Source organism: Inquilinus sp. Marseille-Q2685 (assembly GCF_916619195.1).
Lineage (GTDB): Bacteria > Pseudomonadota > Alphaproteobacteria > DSM-16000 > Inquilinaceae > Inquilinus.
Genome location: NZ_CAKAKL010000002.1, coordinates 1,204,333 through 1,223,546, shown reverse-complemented (window position 1 = coordinate 1,223,546; position 19,214 = coordinate 1,204,333). Strand labels below are relative to the sequence as shown.

Here is a 19,214-nt window from a genome sequence, read left to right as displayed (position 1 = left end):
CGTCCTTCCGCGGAACGTCGGTCTGGGCTGCGGTGGGCATTCTCAGGCCTGCGGCGGGGTGCGGTAATAGGGCGGCACCTCCGACCGGTCGATCTCCAGCACGATCACCTGCGGCCGCCGCAGCAGCTCGGCCTGGCCGATCGCCTTGGTCAGGGCGGCGCGCAGCTGCTGCGGGTCGTGCACCGTGTAGGTCGTGGCACCCAGCCCCGTGGCGAAGGCCACCAGGTCCGGCGCACCCAGCTTGTAGTAGTCGGTCCAGGAGGGCTCGGGCGGCTTCGGGAAGAAATGCGCGTTGCCCTGGCTGACCATGGCCAGGTCGTTGTTGTCCATGACGATCCAGATGGCGCCGATGCCGTAGCGCACGGCGGTCGACACCTCGCTGCCATGCATCAGGAAGGCGCCGTCGCCGGTGATCGCGACGCAGGTCCGGTCGGGCGCGCCGAGCTTGCCGCCGACCACCGCGCAGACGCCGAAGCCGAGCGGCCCGGTGTCGAGCGACAGGTGGATCTGGGTCGGCGGGTCGATCGCCAGGTCGTTCAGCGACCAGCCGACGCAGTTGGCGCAGTCGATGAAGATGTGGCTGCCGGCCGGAACCACCTCGTTGATCACCCGCATCGCCGATTGCGGCAGGATCGGGCTGGCCAGGGAATCGCGCTTCTCCGGATCGTACCAGGGGGCGTGGTTGTCCCGGATCCAACGGATGTAGCCCTTCCGCTCCGCCACCGCGGCCTCGTCCGGCTGGCGCTGCTGCGCCAGCTCGCACAGGTCGTCGATGAACTGGCCCAGCTCGCTGACGATGCCGAGCTCGATCGGGAACACGCGGCCGATCACCGACTGGTCGGCATCGACCTGGATGAACGGCCCGTTCCCGTTCGGCAGCAGGGCGGTGTTCCAGTTGCCGGTGGCGAGGTTGCCCAGAACCGACCCCATCACCATCAACGCGTCATAGGCCGGGCCGCCGCCGGCGGCGGAGATGTAGAGGCTGGGCCAGATGCAGCCGGCCATGCCGTAGTTGCGCAGCGACAGCGGATGGTTCTCCGGGAACAGCGCCTTGCCGTCGGGCGAGGTCATCACCGGGATGCCGAAGCGCTCGACGAAGGCGATGAACTTGTCCCGCCGCTCGCCCTGCATGGCGAAGCGGTTGCCGTTGCCGAGCATGATCAGCGGCCGCTTCGCCGCCAGCAGCAGATCCAGCGCCCGGCCGGTGCGGGCACGGTCGCTGGCCTTCGGCACGGTGCGGTAGTTCTCCCAGCTCTTCGGGAACGCCACCGGCTTGCTCGGCGCCTCGTTCGAGACGTCGACCGGCAGGCTGATATGGGTGGCGCGGAACGGGATCGACAGCGCGTCGCGCAGCGCCTGGGTGAACAGGGTGGCGAAATCGTCCGGGCTGGCGATCATGGCGCTGTACTGCACCGAGGCCTGGTACACGGCGTCGACGTTCAGCGTGCCGTCGATGCCCTGCTGCAGATAGCCTTTGCCGAAATAGCTTTCGGCGACCTCGCCGGTGATGGTCAGGACGGCGGAGTGGTCGGCCTGGGCGTTCATCGCCCCGGTCAGGGCGTTGACCGCGCCCGGTCCGGTGGTGGCCAGGACCACGCCCAGCCCCCCGGTGACGCGGTGATACCCGTCCGCCATGTAGGCGGCACCGGTCTCGTGCCGGCAGACGATGTAGGTGAACTCGTCCTCGCGCAGCCGCAGCTCGTTCAGCAGATACATGATGCCGCCGCCGGGAATGCCGAACAGGTAGCGGACATCCTCGAGCTTCAGGTAGTCGAGCAGCAGCTGCGACACCGTCCGGTCGGTGACTGTGCGGTAGTAGGTCGTGGTCTGCTGCAGCATGCGCGGGGGTCTTTCCGGGCTGGGGGCCAGGCGAGGGGCGGTCAGGCGGCGGGGCTGCCGGCCGGGGCGGGGGCCAGGCCGAAATGCCCGGTCAGCATCATCTCGGCGGTCTGCAGCGCGCCTTCGACCCAGCCCTGATAGGTCGAGTAGGATTCGCCGCAGATATAGACCTCCTCGTCGGCGACCGGCTTGACAATGCGGGGCATCACCGCCGCGGTGTCGACGCCGATGTTCCAGGAGTGCCAGCCGCCGCCATAGGGGTCGTCGCCCCAGTCGCGGAACGCGGCGGCATAGGGCTCCGGCGCATCGGTCACGCCGTGCACCTCCAGCAGCTGGCGATGCGCCTCGGCCACCATCAGCGCGCTGACGTCGTAGATGTCGGGCAGCCGCGCCTCCCCGGCGGCGACGAAGGGATTGGGCCGGCCCTCGAAGCGCGGACCGCTGTGGCGGACGCCCTCCCAGAAGTCGACCGAGATGCCATCGGTATAGGCTGCGACCAGCAGCGAGTTCCGGTTGCCCGGGTCGCCGCCGGGCATGTCGCCCTCGGTCTCGAAGTAATAGATCTGGCGCAGCGGCAGGTCGGTGACCGAATCGCCGGACTCCAGATCCAGCGCGTGCCACCAGGGCTGCGGATAGGCCAGGGCGAATTTGTACAGTGCCTGGCCGGTGACGGTGGCCAGGAGGTCGGCCACGCCGGGCTTGGCGAAGAACTCGCTCGGGCCGGCGCGGTCGAGCGGATGCTCGGCGATGCGGTCCAACGACCGGCGCGGCATGGCCAGGACCAAGCGGCGCGCCAGCACGACATGGTCGCGGCCGACGCCGTGGTCGTGGATGGTCAGGGCGTACAGCCCGTCCTCGCGCCGGCTGAAGGCGATCAGCTCCCGCCGCAGATGGACGCGGCCGCCGGCCGCTTCGAACTCGTCGCACAGGCGCCGGGGCAGGGCCTCGTAGCCCTCGGGCAGATGGACATAGGCCGTCTGGTCCGCCGGGATCGACCAGTCCTCCATGTACCAGGGGATGGCCTCGGCCGCGTTCCAGTTGGTCAGCACCGTGTTGAAGCCGCCGCCGGCCAAGGCGAGGTTGTAGGCCTCGATGCTGAGCGCGTTCAGCAGCACCTGCCAGAAGCCGTGCTGGCGCAGCGGGAAGCCGTTCAGCGTGGCGGCGGCACAAGCCTTGCGCAGTTCCTCGTTGCTCATACTGCTGGCGCCGGGGATCACCGTCTCGATCGCCTGCACCACCAGCTTCGACGGCGGCTTGCCGAGCTCCTCCCCGGTCAGCCAGTACGGCACCACCGAGGCGTCGCCATACTGGCCGACCTGGAAGCGGTGGCTGCGCAGATAGGCCAGGTTCTGCTTGCCGCCCATCGGGAACGGCTCGGTCTTGAAGCCCAGTCGCTGGACCAGGCCCATGACCAGCGACTGCGAGGTCATGATCCGCATGCCGCCGAGCTCGGCCGGCACATGAGGCATGCCGGGCAGGCGGACGGTGTCGAGCCGGCCGCCGATCCGGTCGCTCATCTCGAACAGGTGGATGCCGGCCGCCGGGACCTTGGACTCAGGCGCGGTGGCCAGCCGCCAGGCGCTGTACACGCCGCCCATGCCGCCGCCGATGATGGCACAGTCGATGACGCCGTCGATCTCCGCGCCCATGATCATCACTCCTTCTGCGAGAGGTGCCGGCCGTCAGATGCTGACGATCTGGTCGACCGCCTCGAGCGAGGCGATCAGCGCGCCCTGGATCCAGGCCTGGTCGAGCGAGCAGTGCTCGCCGGCGAAGAACACCCGGCCCTCCGGCTTCTTGCCGTCGAGGAAGATCGAGCCGAGCTGGCCGGGCAGCAGGAAGGCGAAGGCCCCCGCCGACCATTTGTGCGACTGCCAGCAGATCGACGCGGAATCGACCACCAGCCTGTCGTCCAGGATCTCCGGATGGTACCGGGCGATGCCGCGCCGCACGGCCTCGACCTGTGCCCCCGGCTCCATCAGCCCGAGGCGCAGCGCGTCCGACCCCCAGCAATAGGCGCCGAGCAGCGCGCCGGGCATCGTGGAATCGGCGTTCGGCGCGGGGCCGGTGCGCTCGTCATGCGCCGGGCCGGTGTGCGGGTTGGACCAGGGCCGCGACGGCAGCGGGCCGCGCTCGACCTGCAGGTGATCCATCGGATAGTAGGTCTGGCGCTGCAGCCCATCCGAGACCGACCCGCCGCCATAGATGCCGTAGCGCGACTGCCAGAACCGCTCGCGGCAGTCGAGGATGACCTTGGTCGAGGCGGCGTAGGCCATCTGGCTGATCGACAGGCGCTTGGCGTAGCTGAAGCCGTCCAGCTGCAGCCGGCGCATGACCCCGAAGGGCAGGGTGCACAGCACATAGTCCGCGGCCAGAATCTGCGGGCCTTCCGGCCCGACATAGCCGATCTCGACGCTGGTCTCGGAGGTCAGGCTGATGCGGGTGACCTCGTGCTGCAGCATCACCGTGCCCGGCCGCAGCATCGCCGCCAGCGTGTCGGGCAGCTGGCTCATGCCGCCATGCAGCGTGGTCAGGTTGTTGCCGGTGCCGACGATGGTGTCGCGGATGAACATCGTCACCGCCTTGTCGAACCAGACGGCGAGGCTGGTATAGGCGCCGACCAGCTGCTTCACCGGCTGCGGCAGCACGGTGTCGAGGAAGGCGCCGAGAGACAGGCTGTCGAGATAGCGCAGCCTGTCGGTCGTCACCTCGCCCTTGAACAGGCTGTCCTGCTCGTACGGGGTCAGGGGCGCGATGGCGTTGGCCAGCACCCAGCCGAAGATGGCACCACCCGGATCCTGCGGATAGGCGCCGTCGGGCGAGGGCGCGGTCTCCGGCAGGCCGTAGCGCGGATAGATCCGGCTGCGGTCCTCTCCCAGCCGGCAGACCACGTCGTGGATGTCGAGGAAGTTCTGGGGGACGCTGTTGACGAACGGGATCAGCCGGCCCGTCAGGCCGGCGCGGTCGATGTAGTAGTGGGTGTAGTCGTGCGAGCCCGGGACGCGCATCGCCCCCAGCTCGTTGTAGCTGCCGTCCTTGAAATGGTGGGTCAGGATGCGGCCGCCGACGCGCTCGCTGCCCTCGAGGATCGTGGCGATGTGGCCGAGCTGCTGCAGCTCGTAGGCCGCCGCCAGGCCGGCGATGCCGGCCCCCAGGATCACCACGTGCTTGGTGCCGTGTCCGGTGTTGTCCTTCCGGATCCGCTGCAGCATCTCGGCGATCGGAACATGCGGGTAGGTGGTCTGCTGCTCGGACATGCTCGCCTCCTCGCCGGTCGAGCGGGGCCGGGCGGACCCACCCCGTTCTCAAGAATTTTAGGAAAAAACTCTCGAATCCTGCTCCGGCCGATGGCTGTTTCCTGCCACCGCGACACGTTCGGATGCCGAATCCTGCCGACTCTGGTAGCATGCCAAGCAGGGTGGGATGTAAACCAGATTTGAACGGCCGTTCGCATTCATCCGCTACGCGCCTCGACAAGGAACGGCTGCGGGGCAGGGCAGGATTTTTGATGAGCATCAGGACGACGGACGGGACAGGCAGCGCCGGACGGCGCGATCGCCTGATCGTGGTGGAGGACGACCCGGTCACGCGCACCATGATCGCGCGCTATTTCGCCGAGGAGGGCTTCGAGGTGGAGGAGGCGGCGACCGGCGCGGAATGCCGGCGGGCCCTGAAGCGCAGCCCGGCCGACCTGCTGTTCATCGACATCCAGCTGCCGGACGGCGACGGCCTCGACCTGGCCCGCGAGATCCGGTCGACCAGCGCGGTCGGCATCATCTTCGTGACCCAGAAGGACAGCGAGGTCGACCGCATCGTCGGGCTGGAGCTGGCGGGCGACGACTACGTGACCAAGCCGGTGAAGCTGCGAGAGCTGCTGGCCCGGTCCCGGGCGCTGCTGCGCCGCCGCGGGCTGGAGCGCGCCGCCGCGCGGCACAATTCCGTGATCACTTTCGACTCCTGGCTCCTGGACCAGACGCGGCGCGAGCTGACGACCCGGGACGGGACCCCGGTGCGGGTGACACGCGGCGAGTTCGACCTGCTGGCGGCGCTGGTGCAGGCCAACGGCCGGCCGCTCAGCCGCGACTACCTGGTCGAGGTGGTCAGCAACCGCGACACCGAGGTCGGCGACCGCACCGTCGACGCGCTGGTCGCCCGGCTGCGGCGCAAGCTGCAGACGCAGGACGGCGGGCCGCCGGTGATCGTCACCGTGACCGGGGTCGGCTACAAGCTGGGCGTCCGCACCGACGCGCGCGGCTGAGCCGCGGACCGCCGTATCTCCGCCATCAGGGCGTCGATCGACAGGCGGCGGAGCGGCACCAGCGCCGCCGCCATGTCCGCCAGGCCGTCGACCGGCACGTCGTCGCCGGCGCAAGCCTCGATCGTGGCCGCATGGCGGGCGAGGCGGACCAGGCCCAACGCGCCGGCCGAGCTGCTCAGGCGATGGGCCAGGCGGGCCAAGCTGCTGCGGTCGCCGCCGTCGGCCGCGGCCCCGATCGCCCGGACCATCGGCCGGGACACCCGGTGGAACATCAGGGCCAGCCGCGCCAGCTCGCGGATGCCCAGGATCTCGTGGCGCTCGTCATAGAACTCGCGGTCCACCAGGGCCGTCGGATCGGCCGACGCCGCCGGCTGCTCGACCGGCGGGCGCGAGTCGGAGATGGCGGCGAGCATGCGCTGCAGCGTGGCCAGCTGCAGCGGCTTGCCCAGGATGCGCTCGATGCCGGCCAGGGCGCAGCGCTGCCGGCTGCCGTCGGTCAGGTCGGCGGTCAACGCCAGGATGTGCGGCGGCTCGCGGTCGCCCGGCAGGGCCCGGATCCGCCGCGTGGCCTCCAGCCCGTCCATGCCTGGCATGTGCAGGTCCATCATCACGACGTCGAAGGTCCCGGCCGCCGCAGCCTCGATCGCGGCCTGGCCGCCATCGGCGAGGGTGACCCGGTGCCCCAGCCGGCCGAGCAGCCCCGCCGCCACGGCCCGGTTGATCGGGTCGTCGTCGACCACCAGCACCGACAGGGCCGGGCCGGCCGCGACCGGCGCCGGGGCCTCCGGCCTGGCCGTGCCCGGCGTCACCGGCACGGCCAGGCGGAAGGTGCTGCCGCGGCCGGGAGCGCTGTCGACCGTCAGCGTGCCGCCCAGCAGGTCGGCGATCCGCCGGCAGATCGCCAGGCCCAGCCCGGTGCCGCCGTAGCGCCGCGCGATCGATGAATCGGCCTGGATGAAGTCGCCGAAGATCCGCTCATGCATGTCGGGGGCGATGCCGATCCCGGTGTCCGTCACCGCCATATGCAGCGTCGACCGCGGCATCGCGCCCGACATCGGGTCGAGGCCGACGGTCACGGCGATGCCGCCCTCCGAGGTGAACTTGACTGCGTTGCTGAGCAGGTTGATCAGCACCCGGCCGAGGCGGCGGGGATCGCTGTGCAGGATCGCCTCCGGCGGCGCATCGATCGACAGGGTCAGGGCCAGACCCTTGGCCGCGGCCTGGGGGCGGATCAGCTCGATGGCGTCGGCCACCAGCCGGTGCAGGTCGAAATCGTGCAGGTCCAGCGCCTCCCGGCTGTTCTCCAGCCGGGCGTAGTCCAGGATGCCATCGATCAGGTCGAGCAGGGACCGGCCCGATTCCTCGGCGATCTCCAGATAGCGGCGCTGTTCCTCGGGCAAGGGGTCGCGATCGAGGATCTGCAGCATCCCGAGCACGCCGTTCATCGGCGTCCGGATCTCATGGCTGACGACCGCCAGGAAGCGGGACTTCGCCTGGTTGGCGACCTCGGCGGCACGCCGGGCCCGGCGCGCCTCGCGCTCCTTGGCGACGGCGCGGTTGCGGGCGGCGTCGAGTTCTGCGGTCCGTTCGCTGACCTTCTGCTCGAGTCCTTCATTGGCCCGCAGCAGCTCGGTGCGCGCGCCGTCGAGGGCGGTGAACAGCCGGGCATTCGCGAGCGCGATCGCCGCCTGCGCCGCGAGGACCTGCACGACCTCGAGCCGCCGGGGGCTGAAGACCCCCGCGGCGAGGTTGTTCTCGAGATAGATCAGGCCGTCGACCTGCCCCCGCTCGTCCAGCGGCGCACACAGGACCGAGGCGACGCGATTGGCGCGGATATAGGGATCCCGCAAGAACTCGGGCGAATGCTGTGCGTTGTCCAGGACCAGGGCCTCGCGGGTGCGCAGCACGTAGGACAGCACCGACTGCGGCAGGGCATCGCTGGCCTCCAGGCGTGCCGTCCCGTCGCCGGCGAGAACCGAGACCTCCCGGTCGCGCCCGACGGCCTCGACATGCAGGCCGTCCTCGCGCCGCAGGACCAGGACGCCGTAGGAGGCGCCGGCGCTTTCCTGGATCGCGCCGAGGACCCGCTGCACCAGGCGGGGCAGGTCGATCTCGCGCGAGATCGAATGCGCGGCGCGGAGCACGGCCCGGAAATCGATATCGTCCTCGCCGGCGGGGCTGCCGGGCTCGCGAAGCGAGGCGCGTCCCGTGCGCGACCGTGCGGCCAGCCGCGGGAACTCCTGCTCCAGGGCCGTCACCTTCGCGGATGCCCCCCAATAGCCGTATAGCGCCGCCGCCTCGCGCAGATGGGCCATGCCGGCGACCTCGTTCCCGAGGCCCAGGCAGCAGCGGCCGGCATATTCGTTGGCCAGCGCGGCGTAGTGGGTCAGCTTGCCGGCTTCGGCCCGGCGGATGGCGTCGCCGTAGAGACGGAGCGCGTCGCCGGCCCGGCCGTCGGCCCGTGCCAGCTCCGCCTCCACCAGGCTGTCCATCGCGCCGAAATTGTGGGGGTTCAGCGTGCTCCAGGCGCGCAGCCGGTCGCGCTGCGCCGCGAAATCCCCACCCCGGTCGCCGCCATCCGCCAACGCCGCCAGAAGCAGGGTGGTGACGCCGTCCGCCTCGATCACATTGGCGTCGACGCCGGGCAGGTTGGCCCTGGTGGGCGCGATCAGCCGCCGGGCGGCGTCGAGGTCCCGGAACAGCAGGGCCAACTGCAGCCGGCGGATCAGATAGCGGCTGCGCTCGGCGAAGCCCAGCGCCCGCAGATGGTCCTCTTCTTCCGCCTCGCTGCGGACCCGGTCGCGCGCCAGGCTGGTCGGCGCCGCGGTCCGGCCCATCAGGGCCGCGGCGAAATCCACCTCCAGCCGGCAATGCACGGCCGCCGTCCGGTTCTGGTCGCCGATCAGGCGCAGATGGTCCTCGCCGGCGCGGACCACCTCCGGCAGTGCTCCGCCATTGCAGGCCAGGTGGATCACATAGGTGGCGGCGTGATAGGCGGCGAACTGGATGTCGCCCATCTCGAAGCCGGCGCGGATGCCGTCGAGATTGAGCTGCAGCGCGTTCTCCAGCGGATGCAGCCAGTGCTGGAGGAAATAGCTGTAGACGAAGGTGACGCTGGCGGTCAGCGGATGGCCCAGCCGTGCGTCGAGGGCGATCGCCGTCCGCCCCAGCGCGTCGGCCGTCACGCTGTCGCCGGTCAGCCCCCGCAGGGTCAGGGCCAGCGTGACGATGATCCCCGGTGCCAGCGCGTCGCTGCCGTGCTGCAGCATCAGGTTGGCGTTGCGCAGCGCCATCAGCGCGAACAGCTCGGGCTGCAGCGTGTCGTGGGCGTCGGGGGCCAGGCGGAACAGGATCTGCATCGCCGCCGCCAGGCGCCGGTCGCGCAGGGGCGGCAGGTCCAGCAGCGCCTCGGCCGGCCGGCCGGCCATCAGCCGCTGGAACTCGGCGAACTCGGCGCCGACGGCTTCGCGTTGCTGCTCAACCGTCGCCGGCAGCTCGATGCCGACCAGGCGCAGCGCCTGGCGTCCGGCCTCGATCGCCTCGTGCCCCATCGAACGCGCATCGAAGGACAGCAGCCGCAGCATGGCCAGCTGCAGCCGATGCTCATCGGTCCTGAGCCGGGCCGCCAGCTCCTCCGCCTCACGGTCGAAGGCGGCGTGGTCCTGGGTCAGCATCCGGCACTCGGCCAGCAGCAGCGCCGCCTCGGCGATATCGGTGTAGCGGGTCTCCCAGAAACCGGGATCGGTCAGGCGCAGCCCGGTCTCGGCATAGTCGCGGGCGGGGGCGAAGGCTGCGGTCGCCCGCGCCTGCCGGGCCGCGATCAGGTTGATCTCGGCGCAGCGCGCCCGCAACGCGGGATCGTGATCCAGGTCGCCCGCGGCGTTCAGGTGCCGGGCGATGGCGAAGGCGGCGCCGGGCAGCTGGGCCTCGCCGGTCCGCTCCAGCAGCAGCAGGGCGATGCGGCGATGCAGGACCGCAGGTTCGGCGGCGAGCCGGTAGGCGGCCTCGCGGATCCGGTCATGGGCGAAGCCGACGCCGCCGTCGCGGACGACCATCAGCCCTTCCGCCACCGCGTCGCCGAGGATTCGCCGCAGATGCGCGTCGTCGAGGCCGAGCACGGCGCCGAGCACCTGCGCGTCGACCTGCATGCCGAGGCAGGCGCTGGTGGTCACCACGCGCTGCAGCTCCGCCGGCAGATGGCCGATGCGGTCGGCCAGGAAGCCGACCACGTTGTCGGTCGCATCCACCGCGGCGATGCGGTCCAGGTCCCAGTTCCCGGAAGGACCGATCGCGCCGGTCTCGCGCAGATGGCCCAGCAGCTGGCGGGCGAACAGCGGGTTGCCCAGGGTCTTGGCATGCACCAGGGCGGCTGCGGCCGTCGCCTGATCCGGCCTGCCGGGATAGGCCGCGGTCAGCATGGCCTCGATATCCTCCGGCGCCAGCGGCTGCAAGTCGATGCGGCGCAGCCCGCCGGGCTGTGCGTCGAGCGCCTCGAGCGTGTCCCGCAGCGCAGGGCCGGGGTCGCCGTCGCGGCAGGTACCGACCAGCAGCAGCCCGCCGCCGGGCGCGGCGGCGCAGATCGGGCCCAGCAGCTCCAGGCTCGCGGCGTCCGCCCATTGCAGATCGTCCAGCAGCAGCACCAGCGGATGGTCCGGCGTGGCGAAGACGGCGACCAGCTCGTGCACCGCCTGCGCCAGCCGGCGCCCGGCCTCGGCCGGGGCCAGAACGGCCGCCGGCGGCTGCGGCCCGATCAGCCGATCGAGTCCGGGCACCAGCTCGGCCAGCACGCTCGCGCTGCGGCCCAGCCGGTCCAGCAGGGCGGTCCGCCAAGCCGCGACCACGGCGTCGGGTTCGGTCAGCACACCGCGGACCAGCCCGGCGAAGGCCTGGACCAGGCCGGAATAGGGCTCGTCGCGCTGCTGCTCGAACTTGCCGGCGGCGAAATGCCCGCCGGCCTCGGCCACGCGGTCGCGCAGCCCGGCGGGCAGCGCGCTCTTGCCGAGGCCGGGGGCGCCGGTGATCAGGACGGCGCCGCCGCGGTCGCCGCGGGCCGTCTCGAACGCCTCCTGCAGCGCGGTCAGGGCAGCGGCGCGGCCGTACAGCTCGTCGCCGAAGCTGTCGCCACCCCTGCCGGCCGTGATGGCGAAGGGGGCGATGCGCCCCCCTGCGACCCCCGCCGGCGCGAAGCCGATGCGGCAGCGTCCCAGATCGGCCACGAGATCGGCGGCGTTGCCGTACCGGGCCGCGGCGTCCTTCATCAGCAGCGCCGCCACGATCTCCGCCAGCACCGGCGGAAACTCCGGCAGCAGCGCGTCCAGCGGCACCGGGCGCTGGGCCAGATGGGCGTGCAGCAGCTCCAGCCGCTCCTCGCCGGCGAAGGGCGGGCGGCCGGCGAACAGCTGGTACAGGACGGCGCCGAGCGAATAGAGGTCGGCACGATGGTCGACAGGCCGGTTCATCCGGCCGGTGCGCTCGGGGGCGACGGCGGTCAGGTCCTCCACGGCCGGCAGGGCCTCGGCCGGAATGGAGGCGCCGCGGTCCAGCGCCACGGCCCCGCCGAAATCGATGTAGTTGACCCGGCGCGTCGCCGGATCGATCACGATGTTGTGGGCGGACAGGTCGCCATGCAGCACGCCGCGCTCATGCACATGGGCCAGGCCAAGCGCCAGAGCCTCCGCGATCGCGATCCGGCCGGCGAGGTCCGGCGGCGCGTCGGCGATCCACTCCGACAGCGCGATCCCGCCGACATCCTCCAGCACCAGGGCCGGCCCCTCCGGGCCGTCGGGCTGCAGCCCGACCGGGCGGACGACGAGGTCGGACTCGAAGCGCGACAGGATCTCGTGCTCGCGCCGCAGCCGGTCCAGCAGGCCGACCGCCGGCTCGCCCAGGCCCTCCTTCAGGATCACGGGGCGGCCGTCCCCGAGCACCGCCCGGGTCACCGTGGTGGTGGGGGTGCGGTGGATCACCTCTCGGCGGCGGGGCTGATAGGGGTCGTCCGGCACGGCTGGCACCTTCCCGGCAGGCGTGGCGCTGCCCTCGATCGACCAACCCTATACCAGTTGCCCCGGCCTGCGTCGCGGGATCCGTGGAGACGCGCGGACGGCCGACCGGGCGATCGGGCAGGGCGCCGATTGTCCAGAATGTCGGACATCGGGCCGTGCCGGCGCGTTGACGGCGAAGCCGGGCGAACCTCATGCTTTCCAAAAATCAGAACCAGGGCACGAGCGTCAGCCACGAGCCCAGGCTGGGAGGAACGCATGCAAATCGGCTTCAACCTGCTGGTGGTGGGAGGGGCGATCTCGCCCGCCGACCGCCCGGTGCTCGAATCCCTGAAGCGCCATGGCTATGACGGCGTCGAAGTGCCGGTCATGGGTGGGACCGAGGCCGATTGCGCCGCCCTGGGCCGCGTGCTGGACGAGCTCGGCCTGGCCCGCACCACCACCAGCATCATCTCCGACCCCGGCTGCAGCCCGCTGAGCGGCGATCCCGCGATCCGCCGCCGTGCCCGCGACCGGCTGGCCTGGGCGATCGATTGCGCCCATGCGCTGGGCGCCACCGTGATCGGCGGCCCGTACCACTCGCCGCTCGGCGTGTTCTCGGGCTCCGGCCCGACCGAGGACGAACTGGCCAACCTGGCCGAAGCGATGCACTGGGCCGCCGGCCGGGCGCAGGAGGCGGGGATCCATCTGTCGATCGAGGCGGTGAACCGCTTCGAATGCTACGCCCTGAACACGATGGAGCAGTGCGAGCGGCTGCGCGCCCGGGTCGGGCACCCGAATTTCGGCTTCATGTACGACACCTTCCACGCCAACATCGAGGAGCGCGACCCGGTCGGCGTGATCGCCGCCCATGCCGCCGGCATCACCCATGTCCATCTGTCGGAGAACGACCGCGGCATCCCCGGCCGCGGCCATGTGCCGTTCGCGGCGACCCTGCGGGCCCTGCGCGGCATCGGCTATGACGGCTGGCTGACGGTCGAGGCCTTCGGCCGGGCGCTGCCGGACCTCGCCGCCGCCACCCGGGTCTGGCGCGACCTGTTCCCGGACCTTGACACGCTGTTCGCGGAGTCCATCGCCCTGATCCGGCGCGAGTGGGAGGCCGCGGCATGACCGGCGCCGCGCCGCGCTTCGAGATGCGCGGCATCCGCAAGGCCTTCCCCGGCGTGGTCGCGCTGGACGGCGTGTCCTTCGCCTGCCGGGCCGGCGAGATCCACGCGCTCTGCGGCGAGAACGGCGCCGGCAAGTCGACCCTGATGAAGGTGCTGGGCGGCGTCTACGCCCCCGATGCCGGCGAGATCCTGGTCGACGGCGCGCCGGCGCGCTTCGCCCACCCCGCCGCCGCCCGCGCCGCCGGCATCAGCATCATCCACCAGGAGCTGAGCCTGCTGCCCGACCGCACGGTGGCGGAGAACATCCATCTCGGCATCGAGCCGGTGCGCCGCTTCCGGCTCGACCGGGCGGCGATGCGGGCCGGCGCCCGATCGCTGCTGTCCCGCCTGGCCTCCGACATCGATCCGGACACGCCGGCGCGGGATCTGACCATCGCCGAGCAGCAGACGGTCGAGATCGCCAAGGCGCTGGCGGTCGACGCCCACATCCTGGTGATGGACGAGCCGACCGCGGCGCTGGACGACGTCGAGGCGGCCCGGCTGCTGCAGCTGGTGCGCGGCCTGAAGGCCGCCGGCGTCGCCGTGGTCTACATCTCGCACCGGATGCCGGAGGTGTTCGCTATCGCCGACACCGTCACCGTGCTGAAGGACGGGCGCCACGTCGCCACCCGGAAGCGGGAGGAGACGGGGCCGGACGAGGTGGTCCGGCTGATGGTCGGCCGGCCGCTCAGCGACTATTACCCGCCGCGGCCGGCGGACCCGCCGGGCGACCCGGTGCTGCGGGTCGAAGGCGGCGGCAACGCGGTGCTGTCCGACATCGACCTGGTGGTACGTCGCGGCGAGATCGTCGCCGTCGCCGGGCTGGAAGGCTCCGGCAAGACAGCGCTGGCGCGGGCCGTGGTCGGGGCCGAGCCGTTCGTCCGTGGCCGGATGTGGATCGGGACGAAGGAAACGAGGCCGGGCTCAGTGCGGGCGGCCCTGTCGCACGGGCTCGGCCTTGTCCCGGAGGATCGCAAGCGCGACGGCTTGGCGCTGATGCAGTCGGTGCGCGACAACGGCCTCCTGGCCCGCCGCGGCCTGGCCTCACTGCTGGCCCGGCCGCAGGGCAAGGCGGTGGGGGCGAGGGAGATCGACGGCATCCTCTCGGCGGTCGATGTCCGGGCGGTGAGCTGGGAACAGGAGGTCCGGCTGCTGTCCGGCGGCAACCAGCAGAAGGCGATCCTGGCGCGCTGGCTGGCCTGCGATCCGCAACTTCTGGTCTTCGCCGAGCCGACCCGCGGCGTCGACGTCGCCGCCAAGGCCGCGATCTACCGGCTGATGCGCGACTTCACCGGCCGCGGCCGGGGCATCCTGGTCGCGACCTCCGACCTGCCGGAAGCGCTGGGCCTGGCCGACCGCATCCTGGTGATGCGCGCCGGCCGCATCGTCGGCGAGCGGCCGGGCGGCGCCACCGAGGAGGAGGTCATGGCGCTGGCCACCGGCCACCGCTTCGACGCCGTCGCGGCGATGGGGGCGGCATGAGCGCGGTCGCCGCTGCCGGGCGGCCGCGCCGCCGCGCCGAGCTGCCGGTGCCGGCGATCCTGATCGCGGCCTCGGCGGTCGGCTTCGCCGCCACCGCGCTGGCCACCGGCCAGTCGGCGCAGCTCTCGGCCGGCGGCGTGATCGCGGTGCTGGAGCGGGTGGTGGCGCTCGGCCTGGTGGCGCTGGGCCAGACCTTCGTCATCCTCGCCCGCTCCATCGACCTCTCGGTCGCCAACCTGGTCAGCGTCGGCGCGGTGATGGCGTCCTGGCTGATGCAGGGCGACCCGGCGATGATGCTGCCGGCTGTGGCGGCGGTGCTCGCCATCTCGGCCGTGGTCGGGGCGGTGAACGGCCTCCTGGTGACGCGGCTCGAGATCAACCCCCTGATCGCCCCGCTCGGCGGCGGGCTGGGGCTGCAGGGGCTGCTCAGCGCCTCGTTCCAGAACTTCGCCGGGGCGGTGCCGGAAAGCTTCCAGGTGCTGGCCTACGGCCAGGTCGGGCCGGTGCCCTACCCGGTGATCGGCCTGTTCGTGCTCACCGGCTGCGCCGCCTTCGTGCTGCGCTCGACCCGCTTCGGCGCCCATCTCTACGCCACCGGGGGCAACCCGGACGGGGCCCGCCTGGCCGGGATCCACACCCACCGGGTGACGCTGGCGGCGCATGTGATCTGCAGCCTCGCCGCCGGGCTGACCGGGCTCTATCTCGCCAGCCGCCTGCGCTCCGGCGCCCCCTGGGTCGGGCGCGACGGCCTCTACGACCTCGAATCCATCGCCGTGGCGGTGATCGGCGGCACGATCCTGGCCGGTGGCCGCGGCGGCGTCTGGGGCACGCTGGCCGGGGTGATCCTGTTCGGCACGCTCGACGCCATCTTCACCATGGTCGGCATCGACGCGTTCGTGAAGCAGGTGCTGCGCGGCGGCATCGTCATCGCCGCGGTCGCGGTCTACGCCTACCGCACCCGGGGGCACGTGGCATGATCGAGACGACGGAGCCGCGCCCGATCAGCCCGCCGCAGGCCGCGCCGTCGCCGCTGCGCCGCCTGGCCGCGATCCGCCCGGCCTATTGGGTGCTGATCGTGCTGCTGGTCGCGATCGCCGTGGCCAGCCCGGCCTTCCTGGAGCCCCAGGGCTACATGAACTTCCTGCGCCGGGCGGCGCCGCTGGTGATCCTCGCGGCCGGGCAGCTCTTCGTCATCGTCGCCGGCGGCTTCGATCTCTCGGTCGGGTCGCTGATCACCCTGGTGGTGATGGCCTCGGCGCTGCTGATCCAGGGCGACCCGGCGCAGACCTGGTGGGTGATCGCCCTCGTCTACGGCATCGGCCTCGCCGTCGGCCTGTTCAACGGCCTCGTCGTCTCCTGGCTCAAGGTGCCGTCGATCATCACCACCCTCGGCATGCTGCTGTCGCTGAAGGGCATCGCGCTGGCCTGGTCCGGCGGGTCGCCGCAGGGCTACCTGCCCGATAATTTCCGTGACTTCGGCCGGCTGACCTGGCGCGGCTTGCCGGTCGTCGACCTGCTGCCGCTGGCGGTCGTGGTCATGGTCGTCGCGGTCGCCCTGCTGTGGTGGCTGATGCACGGCACCGTGCTGGGCCGCCTGCTGCTCGCCATCGGCGACAATCCGCGGGCGGCGGAGCTGGCGGGGACGCGGGTGCGGCTGGTGCGCACCATCGCCTTCGTGATCTCCGCTCTCTCGGCCGTCACCGCCGGCATCCTGCTCGGCGGCTTCGCCGGGGTGTCGACCAATGTCGGCGACGGCTACGAGCTGCAGGCGATCGCCGCCATCGTCATCGGCGGCGCCCAGCTGCTCGGCGGCCGCGGCACGGTGCCGGGCGCCGTGGCCGGGGCGCTCAGCCTCGCCGCCCTGTTCACCCTGCTCAACCTGATCGGCCTGCCCAAGCCGCTGCGCGACGCGGCCCAGGGCCTGATCCTGATCGCCGCCGTCGGCTGGAGCGTCTGGCGCCGCCGCAGGGGAGGGGCCTAGCTCCGTCACCATTCCAAGAACCAGAACGATAGGGGAGGAACGCCCATGCGTATCGGGATGATGATCGGCACCGCAGCCGTGCTGGCCCTGGCGGCCAGCACGGTCCAGGCGCAGAGCTTCGACGACCCCAAGGAGTTCGAGGCCCAGCGGGCGCTGATGTCGGCCAAGGCGGAAGGCCCGGCCGACAAGCCGTGGGAGCAGCACTACGGCAGCCAGATGGTCGACACCGCCAAGTACAAGAAGCCGGGGCCGTACAAGCTGTGCTTCTCCAACGCCGGGGTCGGCAACCCATGGCGCGTGGTCGGCTGGACCACGATGCAGGCCGAGGTCGACCTGCACAAGGATGAGATCGCCTCCTTCACCGTCGCCGATGCCGAGGGCAAGGACGACAAGCAGATCTCCGACATCAAGGCGATGCTGGCCAGCGGCAATTGCGACGCGCTGATCGTCTCGCCCAACACCACCGCGGCGCTGACCCCGGCGGTGGAGGAGGCCTGCAAGCAGGTGCCGGTCATCGTCTTCGACCGCGGCGTGCTGACCGACTGCCCGGTCACCGTGATCAAGCCGATCGGCGGCTACGCCTTCGGCATCGCCGCGGCGGAGTACATCGCCGCCAACGTGCCGAAGGGCGGCAAGGTGCTGGCGCTGCGCATCCTGCCTGGCGTCGACGTGCTGGAGAACCGCTGGGCCGCGGCCAAGCGGATCTTCGACGAGAAGGGCATCGAGGTGGTGGGGGCGGAGTTCACCGACGGCGACCGAGCCAAGACCAAGTCGATCGTCGAGGACACTCTGACCCGCGTCGGCAAGCTCGACGCCGTCTGGATGGACGCCGGGGCCACCAGCGTCGCCGCGATCGAGGCGTTCGAGGACCAGGGCATGGACGTGCCGATCGTCACCGGCGAGGACCAGCAGGACTTCCTGCAGAAATGGAAGCAGTCCGGCATGAAGGCGCTGGCGCCGACCTATCCGACCTATCAGTGGCGCACCCCGGTGATCGCGGCGCTGCGCATCCTGAAGGGCGAGAAGGTGCCGGGCCCGGCCTGGTCGCTGCCGCAGCCGACGATCACGGCCGAGACCCTCGACAAATACGTCAACGAGAAGATGCCGCCGCTGCACTACGCCATGTGCGGCTGCGAAGGGATGCCGGACTACCCGCAGCGGTGGATCGGCAAGTAGTCAACCCGCGGGAGGCGGGCCGGCCCGCCTCCCGCTCAGGGCGGAGGATCCCATGGGCGACTATCACATCACCGGCGCGATGATCTGGGACGGCAGCGGGCGCGACCCCTATCCCGGCCAGGTCGTGGTCCGCGGCGACCGCATCCAGGCCGTGGCCCCGGCTTCGGAGCGGCTGGACGCCGTCGGCTGCGAGGCGGTCGACGGCGGCGGCGCCACGCTGATGCCGGGGCTGGTCGAGGGCCACGCCCATCTCTCCTTCTGCGGTGCCGCCCGCAACACCGATCTCGGCGACATCCCGACCGAGGAGCATGTGCTGGAGACGATGTGGAACGCCGAGCTGCTGCTCGACCACGGCTTCACCAGCTGCTATTCGGCCGCCAGCGCGAAGACCCGGCTGGACGTTGTGATCCGCGACAAGGTCAACCAGGGCCGGCTGAAGGGCCCGCGGATCAAGGCGGCGAGCCCGGAGATCACGGTGACCGGCGGCCTCGGCGACGAGACCCGGCTGCACCTGGCCCGCGCCAGCTTCGGCATGGTCTGCGACGGGCCGGAGGAGGTGCGCCGCGCCGTCCGCATCTGCATCCGCGAGGATGTCGACAACATCAAGATCAACATCTCCGGCGACGATTTCGTCGACCCGGCCAAGGGCGGCATGTCGGTGATGTCGCAGGCCGAAGTCACCGCCGCGGTCGAGGCGGCGCATGATTTCGGCCGGCGGGTGAACTGCCACGCCCGCGCCAGCGAGGCGGTGAAGCGCGCCATCCGCGCCGGGGTCGACGTGATCTATCATTGCGAGCAGGCCGACACCGAGGCGCTGGACATGCTGGAGGCAGTGAAGGACCGGGTGTTCGTCGGCCCCGCCATCGGCCTGATCTACAACACCATCCATGAGGCCGGACCCTGGGGCATCGACGAGGAGAAGGCGCGCAAGCTGGGCATGCATCTGTGCCTGGAGGCCAGCCAGCGCACCTATGCCGAGATGCGCCGCCGCGGCATCCGCGTCGTCATCGGCGGCGATTACGGCTTCGCCTGGACGCCGCAGGGCACCAACGCCCGCGACGTCGAGCACTTCGTCAAGCTGTTCGGCTACACCCCGTCCGAGGCGCTGCAATGCGCCACCAGGATCGGCGGCGAGCTGATGGGCATGGGCGACCGGCTGGGCCAGGTGCGCGAAGGCTTCCTGGCCGACCTGATCCTGGTCGACGGCGACCCGCTGCAGGATGTCAGCCTGATCCACGACCACGGCGCCATCCGCATGGTGATGAAGGACGGCGCCATGCATCGCCTGTCGCCGCGCCGGGCGATGCGGGCGGCGGCCGCCGCCGAGTGAC

The 19,214-nt window shown here is 71.5% G+C and carries 11 protein-coding genes; 7 read left to right on the top strand and 4 right to left on the bottom strand.

Translation table 11 applies throughout. The features are described 5' to 3' along the window. Window positions 1–42: 42 nt before the first annotated feature. The 3 genes from LG391_RS14955 to LG391_RS14945 are packed head-to-tail and all read right to left on the bottom strand — an operon-like array spanning window position 43 to window position 5,096. A complete protein-coding gene (locus LG391_RS14955) occupies window positions 43–1,839 on the bottom strand; it encodes a thiamine pyrophosphate-binding protein (RefSeq protein WP_225768794.1) in 1,797 nt (598 codons plus the stop codon). A 41-nt stretch (window positions 1,840–1,880) separates the two neighbouring features. Beyond that, entirely contained in the window at window positions 1,881–3,488 is a 1,608-nt protein-coding gene (locus LG391_RS14950; protein WP_225768793.1) for an FAD-dependent oxidoreductase, read from the bottom strand. A gap of 33 nt (window positions 3,489–3,521) precedes the next feature. Beyond that, entirely contained in the window at window positions 3,522–5,096 is a 1,575-nt protein-coding gene (locus LG391_RS14945; RefSeq protein WP_225768792.1) for an NAD(P)/FAD-dependent oxidoreductase, read from the bottom strand. Window positions 5,097–5,347: 251 nt separating this feature from the next. On the opposite strand from LG391_RS14945, the gene LG391_RS14940 reads away from it, so the two are divergent. Beyond that, window positions 5,348–6,097: a response regulator gene (locus tag LG391_RS14940; protein ID WP_225768791.1), complete on the top strand. Its 750-nt coding sequence runs from the start codon at window positions 5,348–5,350 to the stop codon at window positions 6,095–6,097. On the opposite strand, the gene LG391_RS14935 is transcribed toward LG391_RS14940, so the two are convergent. Beyond that, complete coding sequence (locus LG391_RS14935) at window positions 6,061–12,099, bottom strand: AAA family ATPase (RefSeq protein WP_225768790.1); 6,039 nt, start codon at window positions 12,097–12,099, stop codon at window positions 6,061–6,063. The genes LG391_RS14940 and LG391_RS14935 overlap by 37 nt on opposite strands. 255 nt (window positions 12,100–12,354) lie before the next feature. On the opposite strand from LG391_RS14935, the gene LG391_RS14930 reads away from it, so the two are divergent. The 6 genes from LG391_RS14930 to LG391_RS14905 are packed head-to-tail and all read left to right on the top strand — an operon-like array spanning window position 12,355 to window position 19,213. After that, window positions 12,355–13,206, top strand: coding sequence for a sugar phosphate isomerase/epimerase (locus LG391_RS14930; protein WP_225768789.1), 852 nt, complete (start codon window positions 12,355–12,357; stop codon window positions 13,204–13,206). Then, window positions 13,203–14,726, top strand: coding sequence for a sugar ABC transporter ATP-binding protein (locus LG391_RS14925; protein ID WP_225768788.1), 1,524 nt, complete (start codon window positions 13,203–13,205; stop codon window positions 14,724–14,726). Before LG391_RS14930 ends, LG391_RS14925 begins: the two co-directional genes overlap by 4 nt. Continuing rightward, on the top strand, window positions 14,723–15,703 hold the full coding sequence (locus LG391_RS14920) for an ABC transporter permease (RefSeq protein WP_225768787.1): 981 nt from the start codon (window positions 14,723–14,725) through the stop codon (window positions 15,701–15,703). Before LG391_RS14925 ends, LG391_RS14920 begins: the two co-directional genes overlap by 4 nt. Then, the gene (locus tag LG391_RS14915) at window positions 15,700–16,707 is read left to right on the top strand and encodes an ABC transporter permease (protein ID WP_225768786.1); all 1,008 of its coding nucleotides are present in this window, start codon (window positions 15,700–15,702) and stop codon (window positions 16,705–16,707) included. The genes LG391_RS14920 and LG391_RS14915 overlap by 4 nt, the downstream gene beginning before the upstream one ends. Window positions 16,708–16,752: 45 nt before the next feature. Beyond that, window positions 16,753–17,883: an ABC transporter substrate-binding protein gene (locus LG391_RS14910; RefSeq protein WP_225768785.1), complete on the top strand. Its 1,131-nt coding sequence runs from the start codon at window positions 16,753–16,755 to the stop codon at window positions 17,881–17,883. A 52-nt stretch (window positions 17,884–17,935) separates the two neighbouring features. After that, window positions 17,936–19,213: an amidohydrolase family protein gene (locus LG391_RS14905; RefSeq protein WP_225768784.1), complete on the top strand. Its 1,278-nt coding sequence runs from the start codon at window positions 17,936–17,938 to the stop codon at window positions 19,211–19,213. Window position 19,214: the final 1 nt, after the last annotated feature.